23 protein-coding genes and 1 riboswitch are annotated in these 21,936 nt (G+C 69.7%); of the genes, 7 read left to right on the plus strand and 16 right to left on the minus strand.

The window, feature by feature from the left end; genetic code table 11:
• Window positions 1-66: 66 nt before the first annotated feature.
• Window positions 67-366 (minus strand): PTS glucose/sucrose transporter subunit IIB, encoded by a 300-nt coding sequence (locus ACI2L3_RS03650; RefSeq protein ID WP_268771441.1) that lies wholly within the window; start codon window positions 364-366, stop codon window positions 67-69.
• Window positions 367-511: 145 nt separating this feature from the next.
• Here ACI2L3_RS03650 and ACI2L3_RS03655 point away from each other — a divergent pair, with 145 nt between their 5' ends.
• Window positions 512-1,825, plus strand: a complete 1,314-nt coding sequence (locus tag ACI2L3_RS03655; RefSeq protein WP_404750626.1) for a PTS transporter subunit EIIC — start codon at window positions 512-514, stop codon at window positions 1,823-1,825.
• A 223-nt stretch (window positions 1,826-2,048) separates the two neighbouring features.
• Window positions 2,049-3,326 (plus strand): PTS transporter subunit EIIC, encoded by a 1,278-nt coding sequence (locus tag ACI2L3_RS03660; RefSeq protein ID WP_404750627.1) that lies wholly within the window; start codon window positions 2,049-2,051, stop codon window positions 3,324-3,326.
• Between the two features lie 54 nt (window positions 3,327-3,380).
• Here ACI2L3_RS03660 and ACI2L3_RS03665 read toward each other — a convergent pair whose 3' ends face one another.
• On the minus strand, window positions 3,381-4,133 hold the full coding sequence (locus tag ACI2L3_RS03665) for an MBL fold metallo-hydrolase (protein ID WP_404750628.1): 753 nt from the start codon (window positions 4,131-4,133) through the stop codon (window positions 3,381-3,383).
• Between the two features lie 196 nt (window positions 4,134-4,329).
• Here ACI2L3_RS03665 and ACI2L3_RS03670 point away from each other — a divergent pair, with 196 nt between their 5' ends.
• Window positions 4,330-4,791, plus strand: coding sequence for a type II toxin-antitoxin system PemK/MazF family toxin (locus tag ACI2L3_RS03670; protein ID WP_404750629.1), 462 nt, complete (start codon window positions 4,330-4,332; stop codon window positions 4,789-4,791).
• An 84-nt stretch (window positions 4,792-4,875) separates the two neighbouring features.
• Here ACI2L3_RS03670 and ACI2L3_RS03675 read toward each other — a convergent pair whose 3' ends face one another.
• From ACI2L3_RS03675 to clpS, 10 genes are all read right to left on the minus strand, one after another.
• Complete coding sequence (locus ACI2L3_RS03675) at window positions 4,876-5,829, minus strand: PLP-dependent cysteine synthase family protein (protein ID WP_404750630.1); 954 nt, start codon at window positions 5,827-5,829, stop codon at window positions 4,876-4,878.
• 12 nt (window positions 5,830-5,841) lie between these two features.
• On the minus strand, window positions 5,842-6,120 hold the full coding sequence (locus tag ACI2L3_RS03680) for a MoaD/ThiS family protein (protein WP_404750631.1): 279 nt from the start codon (window positions 6,118-6,120) through the stop codon (window positions 5,842-5,844).
• A 144-nt stretch (window positions 6,121-6,264) separates the two neighbouring features.
• Window positions 6,265-6,375 (minus strand): putative leader peptide, encoded by a 111-nt coding sequence (locus ACI2L3_RS03685; protein WP_362987213.1) that lies wholly within the window; start codon window positions 6,373-6,375, stop codon window positions 6,265-6,267.
• A gap of 66 nt (window positions 6,376-6,441) precedes the next feature.
• Entirely contained in the window at window positions 6,442-7,248 is an 807-nt protein-coding gene (locus ACI2L3_RS03690; RefSeq protein WP_404750632.1) for an ABC transporter ATP-binding protein, read from the minus strand.
• Window positions 7,245-8,276, minus strand: coding sequence for a FecCD family ABC transporter permease (locus ACI2L3_RS03695; protein WP_404750633.1), 1,032 nt, complete (start codon window positions 8,274-8,276; stop codon window positions 7,245-7,247). The genes ACI2L3_RS03690 and ACI2L3_RS03695 overlap by 4 nt, the downstream gene beginning before the upstream one ends.
• Window positions 8,273-9,235 (minus strand): ABC transporter substrate-binding protein, encoded by a 963-nt coding sequence (locus tag ACI2L3_RS03700; RefSeq protein WP_404750634.1) that lies wholly within the window; start codon window positions 9,233-9,235, stop codon window positions 8,273-8,275. Before ACI2L3_RS03700 ends, ACI2L3_RS03695 begins: the two co-directional genes overlap by 4 nt.
• Before the next feature lie 43 nt (window positions 9,236-9,278).
• Window positions 9,279-9,429: riboswitch (cobalamin riboswitch) on the minus strand.
• Window positions 9,402-9,824 (minus strand): M67 family metallopeptidase, encoded by a 423-nt coding sequence (locus ACI2L3_RS03705; protein ID WP_362987207.1) that lies wholly within the window; start codon window positions 9,822-9,824, stop codon window positions 9,402-9,404. It overlaps the preceding riboswitch by 28 nt.
• 86 nt (window positions 9,825-9,910) lie before the next feature.
• Window positions 9,911-11,404, minus strand: coding sequence for an amino acid permease (locus ACI2L3_RS03710; protein ID WP_404750635.1), 1,494 nt, complete (start codon window positions 11,402-11,404; stop codon window positions 9,911-9,913).
• A gap of 372 nt (window positions 11,405-11,776) precedes the next feature.
• Window positions 11,777-12,379, minus strand: coding sequence for a DUF2017 domain-containing protein (locus ACI2L3_RS03715; protein WP_404750636.1), 603 nt, complete (start codon window positions 12,377-12,379; stop codon window positions 11,777-11,779).
• A 39-nt stretch (window positions 12,380-12,418) separates the two neighbouring features.
• The gene (gene clpS / locus ACI2L3_RS03720) at window positions 12,419-12,733 is read right to left on the minus strand and encodes an ATP-dependent Clp protease adapter ClpS (protein WP_404750637.1); all 315 of its coding nucleotides are present in this window, start codon (window positions 12,731-12,733) and stop codon (window positions 12,419-12,421) included.
• A 92-nt stretch (window positions 12,734-12,825) separates the two neighbouring features.
• Here clpS and ACI2L3_RS03725 point away from each other — a divergent pair, with 92 nt between their 5' ends.
• Entirely contained in the window at window positions 12,826-14,154 is a 1,329-nt protein-coding gene (locus ACI2L3_RS03725) for a nicotinate phosphoribosyltransferase (protein WP_404750638.1), read from the plus strand.
• 89 nt (window positions 14,155-14,243) lie between these two features.
• Window positions 14,244-14,828: an isochorismatase family protein gene (locus ACI2L3_RS03730; RefSeq protein ID WP_404750639.1), complete on the plus strand. Its 585-nt coding sequence runs from the start codon at window positions 14,244-14,246 to the stop codon at window positions 14,826-14,828.
• Window positions 14,829-14,957: 129 nt separating this feature from the next.
• On the opposite strand, the gene ACI2L3_RS03735 is transcribed toward ACI2L3_RS03730, so the two are convergent.
• Together ACI2L3_RS03735 and ACI2L3_RS03740 are read right to left on the minus strand one after the other, a co-directional pair.
• On the minus strand, window positions 14,958-15,302 hold the full coding sequence (locus ACI2L3_RS03735) for a hypothetical protein (RefSeq protein WP_404750640.1): 345 nt from the start codon (window positions 15,300-15,302) through the stop codon (window positions 14,958-14,960).
• Window positions 15,303-15,437: 135 nt separating this feature from the next.
• Entirely contained in the window at window positions 15,438-17,813 is a 2,376-nt protein-coding gene (locus tag ACI2L3_RS03740; protein ID WP_404750712.1) for an immune inhibitor A domain-containing protein, read from the minus strand.
• 540 nt (window positions 17,814-18,353) lie between these two features.
• On the opposite strand from ACI2L3_RS03740, the gene ACI2L3_RS03745 reads away from it, so the two are divergent.
• Complete coding sequence (locus ACI2L3_RS03745) at window positions 18,354-18,626, plus strand: hypothetical protein (protein ID WP_404750641.1); 273 nt, start codon at window positions 18,354-18,356, stop codon at window positions 18,624-18,626.
• On the opposite strand, the gene ACI2L3_RS03750 is transcribed toward ACI2L3_RS03745, so the two are convergent.
• Together ACI2L3_RS03750 and ACI2L3_RS03755 are read right to left on the minus strand one after the other, a co-directional pair.
• On the minus strand, window positions 18,616-19,266 hold the full coding sequence (locus ACI2L3_RS03750; protein ID WP_404750642.1) for an RDD family protein: 651 nt from the start codon (window positions 19,264-19,266) through the stop codon (window positions 18,616-18,618). The genes ACI2L3_RS03745 and ACI2L3_RS03750 overlap by 11 nt on opposite strands.
• A 69-nt stretch (window positions 19,267-19,335) precedes the next feature.
• The gene (locus tag ACI2L3_RS03755; RefSeq protein WP_404750643.1) at window positions 19,336-21,159 is read right to left on the minus strand and encodes an RDD family protein; all 1,824 of its coding nucleotides are present in this window, start codon (window positions 21,157-21,159) and stop codon (window positions 19,336-19,338) included.
• Window positions 21,160-21,415: 256 nt separating this feature from the next.
• Here ACI2L3_RS03755 and ACI2L3_RS03760 point away from each other — a divergent pair, with 256 nt between their 5' ends.
• The gene (locus ACI2L3_RS03760) at window positions 21,416-21,901 is read left to right on the plus strand and encodes an SsgA family sporulation/cell division regulator (RefSeq protein WP_404750644.1); all 486 of its coding nucleotides are present in this window, start codon (window positions 21,416-21,418) and stop codon (window positions 21,899-21,901) included.
• Window positions 21,902-21,936 lie beyond the last annotated feature (35 nt).

Here is a 21,936-nt window from a genome sequence, read left to right on the forward strand (position 1 = left end):
GAGCGGCCATGCGCGAGGGCCCCGTCCGGTCGTCCGGACGGGGCCCTCGGCGGTGGGTTCAGGAACTCACATCATGTCTTCGATGTCCGCGGCGATCGGGTCCGCGTCGGTGCCGATGACGACCTGGATCGCGGTGCCCATCTTGACGACGCCGTGGGCGCCGGCGGCCTTGAGGGCGGCGTCGTCGACCAGGGCCGGGTCCTTGACCTCGGTGCGCAGACGGGTGATGCAGCCCTCGACCTCTTCGATGTTGTCGATGCCGCCGAGCCCGGCGACGATCTTCTCAGCCTTGCTGGCCATGTGTTTCTCCCTGTGTTTCTCGCGGCCGGGGGACCGCTTTGCCACGGTAACGCACGGTTGGACCATCTTCTTGGGCGGTTACGTCGGTCGTGCCCAATGATGACGATCAAGGTGCCGATCCCTCGCCGGGCGGCGCTCCCACACGTTCCGCGACTGGTCTACACCAGTTTCCAACGACCGCCAAACCTGGCTTGTTCCGGGAGGGACGCCGATGAGTTCCGCAGCCGCGGCGGTGCCGCAGAAGAAGTGGTGGAACGGCCTGTTCCAGGGCCTGCAGAAGATGGGCCGCAGCCTCCAGCTGCCCATCGCGGTGCTGCCCGCCGCCGGCATCCTGAACCGCCTCGGGCAGCCCGACGTGTTCGGCGACGAGGGCCTCGGCTGGACGAACGTCGCCAAGGTCTTCGCGGCGGCGGGCGGCTCGCTGCTCGACTCCACGCTCGGCCTGCCGCTGCTGTTCTGCATCGGTGTCGCGATCGGCATGGCGAAGAAGGCGGACGGCTCCACGGCGCTCGCCGCGGTTGCCGGGTTCCTCGTCTACTACGGGGTGCTGCGCGCCTTCCCCGACGACTGCCCCACGGACACCACCTTCGGCGCCGCGGGCATGTGGAGCGGGGTGTGCGTGGCGGAGGACGGGACGGTGGCGCAGGCCGCGTACCAGAATCCGGGGGTCTTCGGCGGCATCGTGATGGGCCTGCTCGCCGCCTGGTTCTGGCAGCGCTACCACCGCGTGAAGCTGGTCGACTGGCTCGGCTTCTTCAACGGCCGCCGTCTCGTGCCGATCATCATGGCCTTCGTCGGGCTGGTCTTCGCCGGTCTCTGCGTCTGGATCTGGCCGCCCATCGGGGACGCGCTGACCAGCTTCTCCAAATGGCTCGTCGACCTCGGCTGGCTGGGCTCGGGCATCTTCGGCGTCGCCAACCGCGCGCTGCTCACCGTGGGCCTGCACCAGTTCCTGAACACCTTCGTGTGGTTCCAGTTCGGCGACTACGAGAAGCCGGACGGCACGATGGTGCACGGTGACATCAACCGGTTCCTCGCGGGCGATCCGACGGCGGGCCAGTTCACCTCGGGCTTCTTCCCGATCATGATGTTCGCGCTGCCCGCGGCGGCTCTCGCGATCACCCACTGCGCGCGCCCCGAGCGCCGCAAGGTGGTCGGAGGCCTGATGCTCTCGGTCGGTCTGACGTCGTTCGTCACGGGCATCACCGAGCCCATCGAGTACTCGTTCCTCTTCATCGCGCCGGTGCTGTACGCGATCCACGCGGTGCTCACCGGTGTCTCGATGGCGGTGACGTGGGCGCTGGGCGTGAAGGACGGCTTCAGCTTCTCCGCGGGGCTGATCGACTACGTGATCAACTGGAGTCTGGCGACGAAGCCGTGGCTGATCATTCCGATCGGTCTCTGCTTCGCCGTCGTGTACTACGCGCTGTTCCGCTTCGTCATCACGAAGTTCGATCTGCATACTCCCGGGCGTGAACCGGAGGAGGAGGCGGAGGCGCAGGACAGGGAGCAGACCAAGGCGTGACCACCAGGGTGTGACTCCCCGCGGGCGGCGCTTTCCTCCGGCATTTCCGGATATGGCCCAGGTAACAGGAATCGCAGGTTCCTTACGCCACCTTCACCGTGCTACAACAGGTCTACACCACTAATGGTGTAGACCACGCGGCCGTTCTGGCCGCGTCCCCCGGAGACGCCGCCGTCCCCCACTTCCATGTCCCCAGGCGGCGCCTTGCCCACTGGAGGAAGTTGTGTCCACGGCCAGTTCCGCTCCCGCGGCCGAGAAGAAGAAGGGCGCCGGCGTGATGGCTGTCATGCAGCGCATCGGCCGCAGCCTCATGCTGCCGGTCGCCGTGCTGCCCGCAGCAGCCCTCCTGGTCCGTTTCGGCCAGGACGACATGCTCGGCAAGGAGTCCTTCCCGACCTTCGTCAACAAGCTCGCGAGCTACATGGCGGCCGGCGGTGGCGCACTGCTCGACAACATGGCGCTGCTGTTCTGCGTCGGCATCGCGATCGGCTTCGCGAAGAAGTCGGACGGCTCGACGGCCCTCGCGGCCGTGACGGGCTACCTCGTCTTCCAGAAGGTGCTCGCCACCTTCACGGACAAGAACCTGCCGAAGGTCGCCTCCGTCGTCGACGGCAAGATCGTCATGAACGAGGCGCCGGTCAACGCCGGTGTGCTCGGCGGCGTCGTCATGGGCATCATCGTCGCGCTGCTCTACCAGAAGTTCTACCGGACCAAGCTGCCCGACTGGGCGGGCTTCTTCGGTGGCCGCCGTCTCGTGCCGATCCTGTCCGCCTTCGCGGGTCTGGTCGCCGGCATCGTCTTCGGTCTGATCTGGCCGGTCCTCGGCACCGGCATCCACAACTTCAGTGAGTGGCTGGTCGGTTCGGGCGCCGTGGGCGCGGGTGTCTTCGGTGTCGCCAACCGCGCGCTGATCCCCGTGGGCATGCACCACCTCCTGAACTCCTTCCCCTGGTTCCAGGCGGGCACGTACAACGACGGCGGCGTGGACTACCACGGCGACATCGCGCGCTTCCTGCACCACGACCCCTCCGCGGGCCAGTTCATGACCGGCTTCTTCCCGATCATGATGTTCGCCCTCCCGGCGGCCTGCCTCGCGATCGTGCACTGCGCCCGTCCCGAGCGCCGCAAGGTCGTCGGCGGCATGATGTTCTCGCTCGCGCTCACCGCCTTCGTGACCGGTGTGACCGAGCCGATCGAGTTCACCTTCATGTTCATCGCGCCGGTCCTGTACGCGATCCACGCGGTGCTCACCGGTGTCTCCATGGCGCTGACCTGGGCGCTCGGCATGAAGGACGGCTTCGGCTTCTCGGCCGGCGCGGTCGACTTCCTGCTCAACCTGGGCATCGCGAAGAACCCGTGGGGCCTGGCCCTGGTCGGCCTCTGCTTCGCGGCGGTCTACTACGTGATCTTCCGCTTCGCGATCACCAAGTTCAACCTGCCGACGCCGGGCCGCGAGTCCGACGAGGAGCTCGCCGAGCTCCAGAAGGCCGAGGGGAAGTAGCCTCCGCCCGGCTTGAGCAGAGAGCCCCCGCCGTCACCGACGGCGGGGGCTCTTTCAGATCTCGTACGTCGCCCCCGGCGCCGCCAGCGCCGTCGGCCCCTCGTACACCGCGCGCGCGTCCGCGAGGTTCACCTGGGGGTCCGTCCACGGCGGGATGTGGGTGAGCAGCAACCTTCCTGCACCCGCGCGCCGGGCGGACTCGCCCGCCTCGCGGCCGTTCAGGTGCAGGTCGGGGATGTTCTCCTTGCCGTACGTGAAGGCCGCCTCGCACAGGAACAGGTCGGTGCCCGCGGCGAGTTCGTCCAGGGGTTCGCAGGGTCCGGTGTCCCCGGAGTATGTGAGGGACTTCCCGGCGTGCTCGACCCGGATGGCGTACGCCTCCACGGGGTGGCACATCTTCTCGGTGCGCACGGCGAACGGGCCGATGTCGAAGGAGCCCGGCTTGACCGTGTGGAAGTCGAAGACCTCGCTCATCGAGGAGGCGGAGGGCGTGTCGGCGTACGCGGTGGTCAGCCGCTGCTCGGTGCCTTCGGGGCCGAAGACCGGGATGGGGGCGCAGCGGCCGCCCTCGTGCCGGTAGTAGCGGGCCACGAAATACGCGCACATGTCGATGCAGTGATCGGCGTGCAGATGGCTGAGGAAGACCGCGTCGAGGTCGTACAGACCGATGTGGCGCTGCAGCTCGCCGAGGGCGCCGTTGCCCATGTCGAGCAGCAACCGGAAGCCGTCGGCCTCGACGAGGTAGCTCGAGCAGGCCGAGTCCGCGGACGGAAACGACCCCGAGCAGCCGACGACGGTGAGCTTCATGAAGCTGGAACCTCCGCGCTGGCAGGAGAGCTGGGGAGTGTGCGGTGGATCGAGCGTAAGGCGCAAAAGCCCTGGTCGCTCCTCCGTCACCGGCCGTTGTGGGGGAACTCACCTGCGCTGTCACCGGTTCGGGGGGCTTGTGGGACCGGGGGGAAGCGGTAGGCGGTGCGGGATCACCGCCGGTACCGTCGTGCGTATGGACACGTCGTGGTGGCTGGCGCTGGCAGCCGTGGTGGTGCTGGCGCTCGTCGTCACGCTGGTGGACGCCTGGGGTCGCGGGCCGCGGAAGCGGAGCAGCCGGCCGGCGGGTCCGGCGCGGCCGCCGAGGGGTCCGCGGCAGCGGCTGCCCGCGCCGCGGCCGGCCGAGATCTGGTGGGCGCGGGTGCCGTACGAGGACGGGCCCGGCGGCAAGGACCGGCCGTGTCTGGTGCTGTCCGTGCGGGGGCGGCGGGCCCGGGTCGCGAAGATCACCAGCAAGTACCACGAGGAGCGGGCGGGCGTGATTCCGCTGCCGCCGGGTTCGGTGGGTGACGCGCACGGGCGGCCCAGTTTCCTGGAGACCGATGAGCTGCGGGACGTATCCCTCGGGGACTTTCGAAGGCGGGCCGGGATGGTGGACCCGGTGCTGTGGGATCAGGTGAAGTACTTGGCGGGCTGACCCGCCGTTCCCACGGGGCTCCGCCCCGGACCCCGCTCCTCAAACGCCGGAGGGGCTGGGTTTTCCCCCTCCGGCGTTTGAAGTCTACGCCCAGAGCTGCCCCTGCAGCGTCTCGATCGCCGCCTCCGTGGTCGGGGCCGTGTAGACGCCCGTCGACAGGTACTTCCAGCCGCCGTCGGCGACGACGAAGACGATGTCGGCCTGCTCCCCCGCGGCGACCGCCTTCTTGCCGACGCCGATCGCCGCGTGCAGCGCCGCGCCGGTGGAGACGCCCGCGAAGATGCCCTCCTGCTGGAGGAGCTCCCGGGTGCGGGTCACCGCGTCGGCCGAGCCGACGGAGAAGCGGGTGGTGAGGACGGAGGCGTCGTAGAGCTCGGGGACGAAGCCCTCGTCGAGGTTGCGGAGGCCGTAGACGAGGTCGTCGTAGCGCGGCTCGGCGGCGACGATCTTGATGTCGGGCTTCTGCTCACGCAGGTAGCGGCCGACGCCCATGAGGGTGCCGGTGGTGCCGAGGCCCGCCACGAAGTGGGTGATCGAGGGGAGGTCGGCGAGGACCTCGGGGCCCGTCGTGGCGTAGTGGGCGCCCGCGTTGTCCGGGTTGCCGTACTGGTAGAGCATGACCCAGTCCGGGTGCTCGGCGGCCAGTTCCTTGGCGACGCGGACGGCGGTGTTGGAGCCGCCCGCGGCCGGGGAGGAGATGATCTCGGCGCCCCACATGGCGAGCAGATCCCGCCGCTCCTGCGAGGTGTTCTCCGGCATGACGCACACGATGCGGTAGCCCTTGAGCCTGGCCGCCATGGCGAGCGAGATGCCGGTGTTGCCGGAGGTCGGCTCCAGGATCGTGCAGCCGGGCGTCAACCGGCCGTCCTTCTCGGCCTGTTCGACCATGTGCAGGGCCGGCCGGTCCTTGATGGAGCCGGTCGGGTTGCGGTCCTCGAGCTTGGCCCAGATGCGGACCTCGTCGGAGGGTGACAGGCGCGGCAGGCGTACGAGCGGTGTGTTGCCGACCGCGGCGAGCGGGGAGTCGTAGCGAGGCATCCGGGATCGGGCCTAGACCATGCCGCCGGCGACGGCCGGCAGGATCGTGACGCTGTCGCCGTCGGCGAGCTTCGTGGAGATGCCGTCGAGGAAACGGACGTCCTCGTCGTTCAGGTACACGTTCACGAAGCGGCGGAGCTTGCCGTCGTCGACGATGCGGTCGGCGATGCCCGGGTGCCGCGAGTCGAGGTCCGTGAAGAGCTCGGCGAGGGTGTCCCCGCTGCCTTCGACGGCCTTGGCGTCGTCGGTGTAGGTGCGGAGGATGGTCGGGATGCGGACCTCGATGGCCATGGCTGAGGGCTCCTGTCGGGTTCGAGAAGTGCGGGTGGTGGGCGCGCGCGGCGGCGCTGTGCTGAGTGTGGTGCGTCGGCGTACGCGGGGTGCGCCCGGGTACGGGGTGCGGCGCCGCGGCCCACGGCCGGGCGGCGGATCGGTTCAGCGGGAACAGATCGCGCTGGCGAGGCGGCACAGGTCGACGTGCAGCCGCGCGACAAGCAGCACGGGGGGTGCGCTCGGCGTCTCTTCGCTCACGTCATGGGGAACCATGCGGTCATCGTATCGATTCCCGGTCCGGATCCCGGAATGTGATCTCACCTGGTGGACGGAATCCGTTCAGGATGCGGGCGGCGGCAGATAGATCACGGTCGGGGCGCCGGTCACCGGATGCGTGCTGACCTCGGCCGTCACGCCGTACACGGTGGCGAACAGCTCGGCGGTGAGGACCTCCTTCGGCGCCCCGGAGGCGACGAGGCGGCCGCCGTCGAGGACGTGGAGGCGGTCGCAGTAGTACGCGGCGAGGTTCAGGTCGTGCAGGGCAAGGAGGTTGGTCGTGCCCAAGTCCCGTACGAAGGAGAGGATTTCGAGCTGGTAGCGAATGTCGAGGTGGTTGGTGGGCTCGTCGAGGACGACGAGGGTGGGCTGCTGCACGAGGGCGCGGGCCACCAGGGCGCGCTGGCGCTCGCCGCCGGAGAGGGAGGGGAACGCGCGGTCGGCCAGCCCTTCGACGCCGACCCGGGCGAGGGCCGCCGTGACGAGCTCCTCGTCGGCCGCCGTGTCCGCCTCCCAGAACCGCTTGTGCGGGGAGCGGCCCATCGCGACGACCTGCCGGACGGTCAGCTCGAACGCCGCCTGCCCGTCCTGCGGGACCGTGGCGAGGCGCCGGGCACGCGCCTTCGGGGTCATGGCGTGCAGATCGTCGCCGTCGAGGAGGGCGCGGCCCGCGGTGGGGCGCAGCGTGCCGTACACGCAGCGGAGCAGCGTCGTCTTGCCGCTGCCGTTGGGGCCGACGACGCCGACGGTCTCGCCGGGGGCGGCGGTGAGGTCGACGGCGTCCACGAGGAGCCTGCCGTCGACCTCGTACGAGAGGCCTTCCGTGCGCAGCTCGCCGACGGGAGGGGCGGGGTTCACGCGAGGGTTCACGCGGATACTCCTTCGGTGCGCCGCCGCAGCAGCCACAGGAAGAACGGGCCGCCGGTCAGCGCGGTGAGCACGCCGACGGGGATGTCCTGCGGCGCGGCGACGGTGCGTGCGGCGAGGTCGGCGACGACCAGGAACACCGCTCCCATCAGCGCCACCACGGGGAGCAGCGCCCGGTGCGCGGCGCCGACGAGCATGCGGGCGGCGTGCGGCACCATCAGGCCGACGAAGCCGATGGCTCCGCTGTACGCGACGAGGACGCCGGTCAGGAGCGAGGCGAGGACGAAGACGCCGGCGCGGAAACGCGTGGCGTCCAGGCCGAGGACGGTGGCGCCCTCCTCGCCGGCGAGGAGCAGGTCGAGGGGGCGGGCCATGGTCATCAGGAGGGCCGTGCCGAGGACGAGGGTGGCGCAGGGCAGGGCGAGCATGTCCCAGCGGGCGCTGCCGAGGCCGCCGAGCGTCCAGTAGAGGACTTCTTGGAGGTGGTCCGCGCTGTCGGCGGTGACCAGGATGAGGCTGGTCAGCGCGGTCAGGATGTACGAGACGGCGACGCCCGCGAGGATCAGGCGCCCGGTGGCGAAACCGCCGCCACCGCTGCGGGCCAGGGTGTAGACGAGGATCAGGGAGAGCAGCGCGCCCGCGAAGGAGGCGGCCGGGATCGTGACGGTGGTGGACAGGGCCGCGCCGAGGCCGAAGACGCCGCCGAGGACGATCGCGCAGACCGCGCCGACGGAGGCGCCCGAGGAGACGCCGAGGAGGAACGGGTCGGCGAGGGGGTTGCGGACGAGGGCCTGGAGGACGGTGCCGATGACCGCGAGTCCGGCCCCCACGGTCGCCCCGAGCAGGACCCTGGGCAGGCGGACGTCGAGGACGATCGTCCGGAACGGGGAGGGTTCCGCCCGCCCCGTCAGGATCTGCAGGACGTCGGCCGTGGGGATGCGGACGGAGCCGAGGGCGAGACCGGCCACGAGCGCGACCGCGAGTGCCGCACAGAGCGTGGCCACGAGCGTGGCGCGGCGCAGGCGCTTCACAGCTGCGCCGCCAGCTTCCTCACCGCCTCGGGTGCTCGTACTCCCGTGACCATGTCGGAGAGCGGCAGGACCGCGAAGCGCTTGTTCTTGACGGCCGGGACGTCCTGGAGGGCCGGGTCCTCCAGGAGGCGCTTCTTCTTCTGGGCGACCGTCGTGGCGCCGTAGTCGAGGATCAGGATGGTGTCGGGCTTGCGCTCGACGACCTTCTCCCAGGACGCGTCGCTGAAGGACTTGTCCACGTCGCCGAAGACGTTGCGGCCGCCCGCCCGCGCGATGATGTCGTTGCCGATGCCGCGGCCGCCCGCCGTGAAGGCCGTCTTGTCGCCGCTGTCGTAGACGAAGACGGAGAGCGGCTTCCGGCCCTTCGCCTTCTTCGCTGTGGCGGCCAGTTCGCGCTTCGCCCCGCTCACCCACTTCTCGGCGCGCCCGCGCACGCCGAAGGTGGAGCCGACCTCGCGGACCTCCCGGTAGACGTCGTCCATGGAGACGGACTTCTTGGCGCAGCCCTCTACGTTGAGGCGGCTGTCGATGCCGGACTTGGCGAGCGCGGAGCGGCTGCGGCCGTCGCCGGCGAGGAAGGCGCTGGCGTATCCGCCGTAGACGAAGTCGGGGTTGGCGGAGAGCAGCTTCTCGTAGGAGGGGTACTCCTTGGCGAGCACGGGGATCGAGTCGTAGGCCTTCTCATACTTCGGGAGGACCTTGTCGTCGAGGTAGGCGGTGCCCGCGATGTGGTCCTTGAGGCCGAGTTCCAGCATCACTTCGGTGGTGTGCTGGTTCATGGTGACGGCGCGCTTCGGCGGTGCGTCGTACGTCGTCTTCACGCCGCAGTTGGTGACGGTGTACGGGAATCCGGCGGCCTTGGCGGCGGGCTTCGCGTCACCGCCGGAGTCCGTCGAGGAGCACGCGGCGAGCGGGACGAGCAGGGCCGCGGCGGCCAGGACACGTATCGGGCGGGACATGGCTGAGCTGCCTCCTCCAGGGGATTTCCGCGTCCCCTGCGTCGTGTGGAGGAAGGCGGCAGGTCAGTTCCTGACTCCCCCGCCCCGGCCGGGGTGGGGTCACAGTGGCGGGACCGTGCCGGGTTCGCACCGGCTTCCTGGGTCCTGCCGCCTTCATGAGTAAAGCTCAGTATGCCTGTACGACCTTTACCTCTTCCTCGGTGACCTCGCCGTCGACGATCCGGTACGAGCGGAACTGGAAGGGGCCCGCGTCGTCGGTGTCGGCCGTGGAGACCAGGACGTAGTGGGCGCCGGGCTCGTTGGCGTACGTGATGTCGGTGCGCGAGGGGTAGGCCTCGGTCGCGGTGTGCGAGTGGTAGATGATCACCGGCTCCTCGTCGCGGTCGTCGAGATCGCGGTAGAGCTTGAGCAGGTCGCCCGAGTCGAACTCGTAGAACGTGGGCGAGCGCGCGGCGTTCAGCATCGGGATGAACCGCTCGGGGCGGCCGGTGCCCGCCGGGCCCGCGACCATGCCGCACGCCTCGTCGGGGTGGTCCTGGCGCGCGTGCGCGACGATCTGGTCGTGGAGGGCCTGGGTGATGGTCAGCATGGCGTCAGGATAAGCAGAGGGGCACGTACGTACCGGAATGTGGTACGTACGTGCCCGAATGCTGGACAGCGGCCTTGGGGAGCCGGTCAGTCCTTGGAGACGCGGTCGCCGGCGCTCTCCTCGGAGAGGCCGATCTTCCGCTTGTTGAAGGCCGCGGCCTGCGGGTTGCGGCTCTTCAGGACCAGGTAGGAGATACCGAGGATCGCGGCCCACACCGGAGCGGCGTACAGCGAGATCCGCGCGTCCTTGTCGACGCCCATCATCACGATGACCATGCCGATGAAGAGCAGGGCGAACCAGCTGGTGTACGGGGCGCCCGGGGCCCGGAAGGTGGACTGCGGCAGCTCGCCGCGGTCGGCCTTGCGGCGGTAGCGGATCTGGCAGGCCAGGATCATGATCCAGGCCCACATGCCGGAGATGGTGGCGAAGGAGACGACGTAGTTGAACGCCTCGCCCGGCCACTGGTAGTTGATCCAGACGCCGACCAGCATGAACGCGGCGGAGGCCGTGGTGCCGATCAGCGGCAGGCCGTTCTTCGTGAGCTTGGTGAAGAACTTCGGGCCCTGGCCGTTGAGCGCGAGGTCGCGCAGCATGCGGCCGGTGGAGTACATGCCGGAGTTGCAGGAGGAGAGGGCGGCGGTGAGGACCACGAAGTTGACGATCGCGGCGCCGACGCCGAGGCCCATCTTCTCGAAGGCGGCGACGAACGGCGAGACGCCGGGCTGGAAGTGCGTCCACGGCACGACCGACAGGATCATGATCAGCGCGCCGACGTAGAAGACGGCGATGCGCCACGGCACGGTGTTGATGGCCTTGGGCAGGACGGTCTTCGGGTCCTTGGACTCGCCCGCGGTGACGCCGACGAGCTCGACGGCGAGGAAGGCGAACATCACGATCTGGAGCGTCATCAGCGTGGAGCCGATGCCGTTCGGGAAGAAGCCGCCCTGGTTCCACAGGTGGGCCACGGTGGCGGTGTCACCGGCGTCGGAGAAGCCGATGGTGAGGATGCCGACGCAGATCAGGATCATGCCGATGATGGCGGTGACCTTGACCATCGAGAACCAGAACTCCAGCTCACCGAAGAGCTTCACGGAGATGAGGTTCGCGCCGTACAGGATGACGGTGAAGACCAGCGCGTACGCCCATTGCGGTACGGAGCCGTGTGTCCAGTACTGCATGTACTGGGCGGCCGCTGTCACTTCCGTGATGCCGGTGACGACCCAGAAGAGCCAGTACGTCCAGCCGGTCACGAACCCGAAGAAGGGGCCCATGAACTCACGGGCGTACTCCGAGAAGGAGCCGGACACGGGCCGGTACATGAGGAGCTCGCCGAGCGCCCGCATGATGAAGAAGATGACGAGGCCCGCGATGGCGTACGCCAGGATGAGGCTGGGGCCGGCCTTGTGAATGGCCTTGCCCGCGCCGAGGAACAGGCCGGTGCCGATGGCACCGCCGATCGCGATCATCTGGATCTGCCGGGCTCCGAGCCCGCGCTGGTAGCCCTCGCCGGACGAGCCGTCCTGCGCGACACCGTTGCCGCCGTGCTCGTCGTGGTGCTCTTCGACCTGCACTGAGGTCATGGTGACGCCTTTCTCCATGCTGATCCGCGCCCGCACATCTGCGTTGTGGCTGCGGATCAGGTCCTGATCCCCCCGGATACGAATGGAGTGCTACCGGCGGTCTGCCGGCTCGAGCGCCCTCGGCGACATGGGTGGCGTAGCCGAGTGGTCGTGAAGATTTATCACGGTGGCAACAGTGAGGGAATGAGCCACCTGTGGCACACGCCACAAGAAGAAGCGGACAAACTTCACCCGAAGCCGCAAAAGCGGACAATGAAGTGACGGGATCGTTATCCGGATTTGAGGATCCGCTGAGCGAACAGTCCGTCGGATGAACAGAACCTGTCCACTACAACAAATTTCGCTGTCGTCTGCACGGATTTCTGCCCGGAATCAGTCCAGCAACGTCCCGACCAGCGTCTCCTGCAGTCCGCCGAGCCAGAGGTAGGCCATCACCATCGGCTTGCGGGGGTCGGAGTCCGGCAGCCGGTAGAGCAGATCGGCGTCGTCTTCGTCGCTGACCTCCAGGCGCGTGCCGATCGCCAGGCGGAGGTCGTTGAGGGCTCCCAGCCAGTGCCGGGACTCCTCGACCGACAGTTTCAGGACAGCTCCGCCCTCGCCGGACGACGTCATCGAGTCGAGCGAACGGATCACGGCCAGGGCGTCGTCGCGCTTCTTGGCCCGCAGGTCGTTCTCCGTGAAGCGGCGGAATTCCGCCGAATACGCCCGGAGTTCGTCCGCGTCGGCCGCGCTGTCCTCGCTCCCCGGGCCGCCGTACGCGTCGGGCAGCAGCCGCTGCATCACCGGGTCGGACGGCGGCTCGCTGGGCCCCTCGGCGAAGAGCTCCGCGAGCGGGTCGTCGGAGACCTCGCCGCCCGGCCCCGGACCGATGAGCTCCAGGAGCTGCACGGCGAGGGAGCGGATGATGGAGATCTCGACCTCGTCGAGCGCGACGGCGGCGCCGCCCCCTGGAATCGCTTCGAATTGTCCTGGCATCAGATGCGTCGCTACTTCCGGTCCGCTGCGTCCGGTCCGCTACTTGCGGTCCTGCTGGAGGGTGGCCCACAGCCCGTACCCGTGCATGGCCTGTACGTCGCGCTCCATCTCCTCGCGAGTGCCACTGGAGACGACCGCGCGGCCCTTCTGGTGCACGTCCATCATCAGCTTCGTGGCCTTCTCCTTCGAGTACCCGAAGTACGTCTGGAACACGTACGTCACGTAGCTCATCAGGTTGACCGGGTCGTTGTGGACGAGCGTGATCCAGGGGACGTCCGGTTCGGGGACGACGAATGTCTCCTCGGCCGATTCCGGGCGTGTGATTTCTGCGGGAGCCGTACTCACCTGCCCCATGCTGCCACCCCTGACGGGCCCTCGCACAAATGGCCTCCCCGCCCGGGCTTTGAAATCGTCAGAGTGACGAGATTGGGGGTAGCATCCGTCATATGAACACAGCGGACCTTGGGCTGCCGGTGGATGTTCCGTCGACGGCGCTCTTCACGGACCAGTACGAGCTGACGATGCTGCAGGCCGCGTTGCGGGCCGGCACCGGCGACCGGCGTTCGGTCTTCGAGGTGTTCACCCGCAGACTGCCCGAGGGGCGGCGCTACGGCGTGGTGGCCGGCACCGGCCGCGTCCTGGACGCCGTGGAGAACTTCCGCTTCGACGCCGACGTCCTCGGCTTCCTGCGCGAGCGCGCCATCGTCGACGAGGCGACCCTCGAATGGCTCTCCGGCTACCGCTTCCAGGGCGACATCTGGGGCTACCCCGAGGGCGAGGTCTACTTCCCCGGCTCGCCGATCCTGCGCGTCGAGGGCTCCTTCGCGGAGTGCGTGCTCCTGGAGACCGTGATCCTCTCCATCCTCAACCACGACTCGGCCATCGCGGCCGCCGCCTCCCGGATGTCCTCGGCCGCCGGTGAGCGCCCGCTGATCGAGATGGGCGCCCGCCGCACCCACGAGCTGGCCGCCGTCGCCGCGTCCCGCGCCGCGTACGTCGGCGGCTTCGCGACCACCTCGGACCTGGCCGCCGGCTTCCGCTACGGCATCCCGACCGTCGGCACCAGCGCCCACGCCTTCACCCTGCTGCACGACAGCGAGCGCGACGCCTTCCGCGCCCAGGTCGACTCCCTCGGCCGCGGCACGACCCTCCTCGTGGACACCTACGACGTGACCGAGGCCGTCCGGATGGCCGTCGAGGTCGCCGGGCCCGAGCTCGGCGCCGTCCGCATCGACTCCGGCGACCTGCTGCTCGTCGCGCACCGGGTGCGGCAGCAGCTGGACGAGCTCGGCGCGACCGACACGAAGATCGTTGTGACCTCCGACCTCGACGAGTACGCCATCGCCTCGCTGCGGGCGGCGCCCGTCGACGCGTACGGGGTGGGCACGCAGCTCGTCACCGGCTCCGGGCACCCCACCGCCTCGATGGTCTACAAACTGGTGGCCCGCGCCCACTCGGCGGACCCGAAGGCCCCGCTGGAGCCGGTGGCGAAGAAGTCGCTCGGCGCCAAGTCGTCGGTGGGCGGCCGCAAGTGGGCCGCGCGGCGCCTCGACGAGTACGGGGTCGCCGAGGCCGAGGTCGTCGGCACCGGTCCCGTGCCGACCGAGCTCGTCGACCGGCAGCTCCTGGTCGAGCTGGTCAAGGGCGGCCAGGTGGTGGCCCGCGAGCCGCTGGACGCGGTCCGCGACCGGCATGCCGCCGCGCGCGCCGGGCTTCCCCTGTCGGCGACGCAGCTGTCGCGGGGCGAAGCGGTCATTCCGACCGAGTACGCGTGACGTCGCGTCCCGTGCTTCGGGGGCTGCCCCCTCCCACAACTCGACCGAAGTCTCTACGCTCGTAGTCCCCCAGCAGAAGGACACCCGCCATGCGCCGCGCACTGATCGTCGTAGACGTGCAGAACGACTTCTGCGAAGGCGGCAGCCTCGCGGTCGCCGGCGGCGCGGACGTGGCCGCCGGGATCACCGAGCTGATCGGCCAGGCCCCGGCGGGGTACCGCCACGTGGTCGCCACCCGCGACCACCACATCGATCCCGGCGCCCACTTCTCCGACCGGCCGGACTACGTCGACTCCTGGCCGCCGCACTGCGTGGCCGGCACGGAGGGCATCGGCTTCCACCCGAACTTCGCGCCCGCGGTCGCCTCCGGCGGCATCGACGCGGTCTTCGACAAGGGCGCCTACTCCGCGGCGTACAGCGGCTTCGAGGGCGTCGACGAGAACGGGGTCGCGCTGGCGGACTGGCTGCGGGAGCGGGGCATCACGGAGGTCGACGTGGTCGGCATCGCGACGGACCACTGCGTGCGGGCGACGGCGCTGGACGCGGCGCGGGAGGGCTTCCGGACGACGGTGCTCCTCGACCTCACCGCGGGGGTCGGCGGCGCGACCACGGAGGCGGCGATCGCCGAGCTGCGCTCGGCCGACGTGGAACTCATCGGCAAGCCCGTCGTGTGACGGACCGCCCGGTGGGGGCTGGTCGCGCAGTTCCCCGCGCCCCTGGGTAGTCCATCTCGCGCCCGGCCGGAGGTGCCGTCAGGGGCGCGGGGAACTGCGCGACCAGCCACGACGCGCCCGCAGACAAGATCAGGTCGGGACCCCGGACCCGCTGGAGCGCGGCGCGCCCCGGCTCTGTCTGCGGAGGGCTCTGATCGGGTGCCAGAGCTCGTTCAGCGTGTCGGGCGCCGTGCGCCATATGAGGCCGTCCGGATGGTGCAGGACCGCCGTGACCTCGTCCGGCGTGGGCGGCTCCGCGTTGCCCCGGAGGTAGACCGCCCGCAGGCCGAGGTTCCGCAGCCGCGTCAGGGCCCTCGCGCGGTTCACGGCGTGCACGATCATCCTGACCGTGCCACCGCCCGGCGTCGGGCTCGGCAGGGTCAGCGCCACCACCACGCTGCCGTTGGGCAGCTTGCAGAAACCACCTGCGGACATGCTCTGTCACACCCCCGTGAAACATCGCGTCAACACTCGCGTCAATAAGACAACCACAGGACGCACCTAAACACGATCGGCCGCCGCCCGCTAGGGGGCGACGGCCGATCATGGCTTGACCTGCGGAAACGCTAATTACTTCGTCGAGGGACCGACCTGGACCGTGATCGTCGAGCCATCCTTGGGCTGCTTGATGATCTTGATCTTGGTGTTGGTGTCAGTGACCTTGACACTTCCCGTCGGGTTCGAGGCGTACCAGTAGGTGCCCTTGCGGTCGTCGAAGACCGAGACGCCCTTCTGGGACTTGATCTTCAGCGCGACGTCCGCGTTGTGCAGCGTGAGCTTGTCGGTCGCGTACTTGCTGAAGGGCGCGTCGAACGGCTGGATCTTGTTGCGCAGGACGTCGCCGTTCTTCCACTTCAGCGGCTTGGCGTGCGCGTCGACCGGCAGGATCAGGCCCTGGCCGGGGTGCTGGCTGGTGTTGTTGTCCTTCTGCGAGGTGTCCCACTGCCAGACCATCAGGCCGGTCTGGTACGGGTAGTGCTCGACCCAGTCGGGACGGGACTGCGAGAAGCCGAAGTTGTACGGGCCGACCTTCAGGGTCTTGTCGTACGACACGTACTGGCGGTTCTCGGCGAGGTAGTACTGGTCGTACTTCTTGGTGAAGGACTCACCGATGCGCGAGAAGCCCTTCGACGTCCAGCCGTTGTCGTCGCCCTCGGCGCCGTCCTCGAACAGCTTGGCGCCGTCCGCGGTGACGGCGAGCGCGTCGGCCGCGAAGCCCTTGCCGCCCGCGCCGCCGTCCGTGGCGTAGCGGAAGCGGATGTCGATCTTCTTGCCGGCGTAGGCGTCGAGCGGGAAGACGAGCTTCTTGTACGCGCCGGAGACACCGGTCAGCGCGGGCTTGTCGCCGGCGTCACGGGTGATCGGCTTGCCGTCCGCGGTGCCGTCGACCGGCGTGTAGTTGGCGCCGCCGTCCGTCGACACCTCGGTGTAGAGGTAGTCGTAGTTGGCCTCGATGTCCCACCAGCCGTTCAGCGAGAGCTCGGCCTTGGACTTGCCGGTCAGGTCGACGGAGCGCGTCAGGGTGTTCTTGAGGTCGTCGCCCTGGTCGCTCCACCACTGCTTGGAGCCCTCGGCGGGCTTCACGACGGTGGTCTTCACGGCCTTCTTCGGCAGGTCGACGAGGAGCGCCTGGCGGTGCCGGGTGTTGTACTCGGCGACGCCCAGCTTGTGCTCGGAGGTCGTGGCCGCCTTGGCCTTGGCGTAGTCGAGCCAGCCCAGCTGGAACTTGTCCCAGGCGGTCATGTCGCCCGGCAGGTCACCGATCGAGTCCTTGCCGGTGCCGAGCCAGGAACCGGCCGACATCAGCGACCAGAAGCCGACCGAGTTCTCGCCCTTGCCCGTGGTGTCGTACAGGTCCGGCAGACCGAGGTCGTGGCCGTACTCGTGGGCGAAGACGCCGAGGCCGCCGTTCTCCGGCTGCATCGTGTAGTCGCCGACCCAGATGCCCGAGTCGCCGATCTGGGTGCCGCCGGCCTTGTTGTTGGCCGGACCGGTGTTGCCCGCGTCGTTGCCGTACGCGTACCAGCGGTGCGCCCACAGGGCGTTCTCGCCCTCGGCGCCGCCGCCGGCCGACTCGTCCTCGCCCGCGTGGACGATCTGGAAGTGGTCGATGTAACCGTCGGACTCGTTGAAGTCGCCGTCGTTGTCGAAGTCGTAGCGGTCCCAGAGGTCGTACTTGGCCAGGTCCGCCTTGATCTGCGCGTCCGTGCGACCCTGGGCCTTCTGCGCCTTGGTCCAGGCGGTCACGCCGTCCTTGACCGCGTCCCAGACGTTGGCGCAGTTGGTGTCGCCGCAGTAGTTCGAGCCGTAACGGGCCTCGTTGTAGTCGACCTTGACCCAGTCGGAGACCGCGCCGTCGACCGAGTAACGGCCCGAGGAGGTCTTCTCGTAGTAGGTCTTCAGCGAGTGCTTGGTCTTGCCCTTCGAGTCCTTGCCCTCACCGAAGTAGAGGTCCTCGAAGTGCTTCTTGTCGTAGTCCTTCTGCCAGGCCGTGCTGTTGTCCTTCGCACGGTCCGGCTTGGCTATCTTGTTGTGCAGCGGTCCTGGCTTGCCCCCGTACTTCTTGACGGGCTGCTCCGGACCCTCGGGGCCGTCCGGGTCGTACATGGTCGTGTCGTCGACCTTGTCCCCGAACTCCACCAGGATCGTGAAGATCTTGTCGGTCTTCTCGCGGCCCAGCTCGACGTACTTCTTGTCGTCGAGCTTGACGACCTTGGAGGCGCCCCGCTTCTGGACCTTGGCGTCGCCCTCGACGACCTGCTGCAGGGCGGCCTTGCGCTGCTGCGCCTGCTGCTTGCTGAACGGTCCGTCCAGATCGTGGTCGACGTGTGCCTTCGGGTGCGACGGGTCCTGCCGGTCGATGGCCGGCGCCCCGCCCGAGGTGCCGTCCTCGGCCGAAGCCGTCGCCGCCGTCACCGCCGAGAACGTCGCGGCGGCCGCGGCCATCGCCACGGCCACCGCGGTGGCTCTGAACGTCCGTGTCCTGACTGTCACTTGATGTTGTCCTCCCCCGCGCCCGCGCGAAAATGGCGGACCGAAATTCCCGGTCGGAGGGGGTCCGCGCGCGATGTACGCGTCACAAGTGACGACATTCGACCGGAAGTACGGGAGAAAAGACAGACCTTGACTTGAACAGGCCAAGTGCACTATGCAGACGCCGGGCACCGCTATCCGGACACGGGGCACTGCTCCACGCGAAATATCAACGGGCGCGCCGCACCGTCCACTTGATGGACGCCATGAACCCGTGCGCCCCCTGTGCTGCGGCACCGTGGGTTAGGTCACGCTTACCGCCCGTTCCCGTCGGGCATGGAGCGTCATAGAGTCAATCGACGGTGCGCTACCGCGCGAGGCGGCACAACCCAAGTCGCCGCCGTCGGGCCCCCTTTGATTCGTAAACAGCCGTTCACACACCCGCATCCGCCCCCATGGCCAAAAGACGTGGGGGGATCACTGCCGAGGACGGATCACGTCATGCCTCGTCCCATGCCACGTCCGACCACCGCACAGATCACCTACGGTTCGGTGACCGTCGTCTTCTCGACCCTCGCGATGCTGCTGCTCTCCCGGACCTCCTCGGGAATCGGCGTCGCGGTGATAGCCATGGCCGCGCTCGGCCTCGGCTTACTGGTCGCCATGACGGTCCCGCTGCCGAGGCGTCCCGAGAAACCTTCGGCGCCCCTCACGCGCACGGCGCCGGCACCCGCCCCCGCCGAGGCGTGTGTACCGGCGCGGCAGGCCGCGGTGCCTAGGCGCTGACCACCACCGTCTTGGCGGCCTTGTCGTGCAGGCCCTGCTTGTAGGGCTTGTCGAAGAAGCTCCAGCCGCCGCAGATCACCGTCCAGACGCAGGCGCAGCAGAACGCGAACGGCAGCCAGAGGACGGCCGCGCGGGCCAGTGCGGTCTGCACGGTCGGCGTGGCACCGTCGTTGAGGTTGGCGACCCGCATCCCCAGCCACTTCTTGCCCAGGGTCTGCCCCGTCTTGGAGATCATGAAGGTGTCGTACGCGATGTAGAGCACGGCGGCCAGCAGCGACTGGCCGAACGACTTGCCCGTGTTCACCTCGTCCGGGTCGATGTCGTACTCCGCCGTGCCGAAGAGCCACGACAGCAGGCCGACGACGATGCCCACCAGAACCATGTCGATGATGCGGGCGAGCACACGCTTGCCGCTGTCGGCGAGCGGAGGCATTCCGGCGAGGGGGTCCTGCCCGCCGTAGCCACCGGATCCGCCACCGTACGGGTCGCCGCCGTACGGGTCTCCGTCGTACGGCGGGGGCGGCGCGCCGTAGGGCGAACCGCCGCCCGCTCCCGGCGGCGGCGGCCCCGGCTCCTGCGGCGGCCGCTTCTTGAACGGGTCGTCGTCCGGTGACGGGTACTGCGGCGGTTCGGTGCTCATGGCCCGAGTCGACCGTGCCGGTCCCGGCTCCGCATCCGGCGAGCGGCCGACCGGGTTATGCCCCGGTTCTCACCCCGCTACGAAGGTGTTCGCCGCCTTGTCGTGCCAGCACTGGCGCCACGGCCGGTCGAAGAGGCACCACAGCACGCCCACGACCCCGATCACCAGCACCCCCGGCACGCTGTACACCAGCCAGCGCTTCAGCGCCGCCCCGAACGTCGGCGCCTCGTGCTCCTCGATGTCCCGCACCTCGATGCCGCACACCTTCTTGCCGAGGGTGCGGCCCCACTTGGCGGTGGGCAGCGCCTCGTACACGACGCCGAAGAGCAGCAGGACGGCGAGGATCATGCCGAGGTAGCCCGCGGTGGTGCCGTCGAGCAGCCACACCGTGGTCTTCTCGCCGGAGAGCTTCGCCGCGTCGATCTTGCTGTCGATGTGGTCGGCGGCCTTGGTGCCGAGCGGCAGCGCGGCGGCGCCGGTGACGACGGCGAGGACGGCGGTGTCGACGAGCCGCGCCGCGAAACGCCTCCCAAGCCCCGCGGGCCGTGCCGCGGCCTGCGCCTGCGCGACCGCCAGGAACGGGTCCGCCGCCACGGGCTTCCACGGCACGACGGGCTGCCCCTCGTCCTGCTGGACGGCCGGCGCCTGCGCGAGCTGGTGCACCTGCTGAGCCCAGGACGGCGAGCCGCCACCGTCCCCGGAGGTGACGGGCGTGGGCACGGCGGCCTGCTGCGGCACGGAGGCCTGGGCCGGCTGGGCCTGCGGGGACTGGTGGGCCTGCTGAGGCGTGGCCGACTGCGGGGACGCGGTCCCCTGCTGCGGTACGGAGGACTGGTTCGGCTGAGCCGACTGCGCCTGCGGGGCGTGCGGGGCCTGTTGCGGCGTAGCCGCCTGCGGAGACGCCGTCCCCTGCTGCGGTACGGGGGGCTGCGCCGGCTGGACCGACTGTGCCTGCGGGGCATGCGGGGCCTGTTGCGGCGTAGCTGCCTGCGGATTCGCCGTCCCCTGCTGCGGTACGGGGGACTGCGCCGGCTGGACCGACTGTGCCTGCGAGGCCTGCTGAGGCGTGGCCGACTGCGGGGACGCCGTTCCCTGCTGCGGTACGGAGGGCTGCGGAGCGCCCGTCGTGGCGTCGTTCCGTCGACCGGACTTGGGGCGGATCGCGCGGATCGCCATGGTCCCGTCGGTACCGGGCGACGGAGCGGGCGGCACGGGCCCGGTCGGCCGGCGGAACGTCACCGTGCCCTCGCCCGCGGTCGGCTTGGCTGCACCCGGCTTGACGGCCCGGATCGTGACGGTGCCGGGATTGCTGTCGTCGTGCGACGCGTCGGGCTGTACCTGTGGCTGCGCCTGCGCGGACCGGCCGTCATCACCCGTGCCCTCCGCGCGGGGTGCGCCCTCACTCGGCACGCGCGGATCGCTCTGTCCCGGGCCACCGCCCCAGGACACCCTGCGATCCGGCTCGCCGCCGAGCCCGGTCTGCCGTCCGGCATCGGCCTGCCAGGCGGACGCGGGCTCGGGCCGGGCCCCGTGCTGATCCGCGCCAGGAGACTCCTGCGACTCGGACCGGCCCCACGCCGACACCCCCGTCCCGATCGCTCCCGTCTCGGCCGGCCCCGGCTCCGACTGGCCCGCCTGCGGGTTCTCGTCGAAGAAGACCGGGCCGGTCTCCTCCGCGGACGCGGACGCGGACGCGGGGGCGGGGGCGGGCGCGGGCGCGGGGGACACCCCGGGCGGAGGCGGGAGGGGCTCGCCGTCGGACGGGGCGGGGCGGCTCGTACCGGGCACCCAGGCCGCACCGTTCCAGTACCGGACATATCCGGGAATGGACGGGTCGGGATAGTAGCCTTCGCGTGGCCGTTCGTCGCCTGGGGCCGGAGTTGGGGCGCTCATGTCCGTCGTCCCGTATCTGCTCGGGGGTCTTTTGGGGGCTCCACATCTATCAGACCTCCGTGTCCCACCGGGCGGCTCCCGCCCTACGGACCACTTTCCGGGCACGCTCCCCCCACATATCCCCCGTCACATCCCCCCGCACATCCGCCGCGTGAGAAGAAAGTTTCCGTAACCCGCGTAATGCTCGGGGGATCTCGCGCTCTCCACTCGTACGGGTCCGCTCCCAGGACCCCTACGAGGAGAGAAGGGCATCGACATGCACTCCGTGGTGGAACGCGAGCTGGAGCTCAAACTGGTTCTCTCGCCGGAGCGGGCCGTCCCCGTCCCGGCCCGCCTCACCTACCGCACCGACGACCCCTACGCCGTCCACATCGCCTTCCACATCGGCTCGGACCACCCGGTGCACTGGACGTTCGCCCGGGAGCTGATGGTGGAGGGGGTGTTCAGGGCATGCGGGCACGGCGACGTGCGGGTGTGGCCGACGAAGGTGGAGGGCCGCAGCGTCGTCCTGATGGCGCTCAGTTCGCCGGACGGCGACGCACTCCTGGAGGCGCCGGCCGCGGCCGTGTCGGCCTGGCTGGAGCGGACGCTGCGGGCGGTCCCGCCCGGCTCCGAGGCCGAGCGGCTCGGCATCGACGACGGCCTCGCCGAGCTGCTGGCGCCCGCCTCGGGCCGCGGCCGCCTCGACGAGCTGTGGCTGCGCGACCCGTGGCCGTCGGACGAGTCCAAGGACGGTGAGTGAGCTCCGCCGCCACGGGGAGGGGGCAGTGGAGCCGC

Source organism: Streptomyces sp. NPDC029674, assembly GCF_044903205.1.
Lineage (GTDB): Bacteria > Actinomycetota > Actinomycetes > Streptomycetales > Streptomycetaceae > Streptomyces.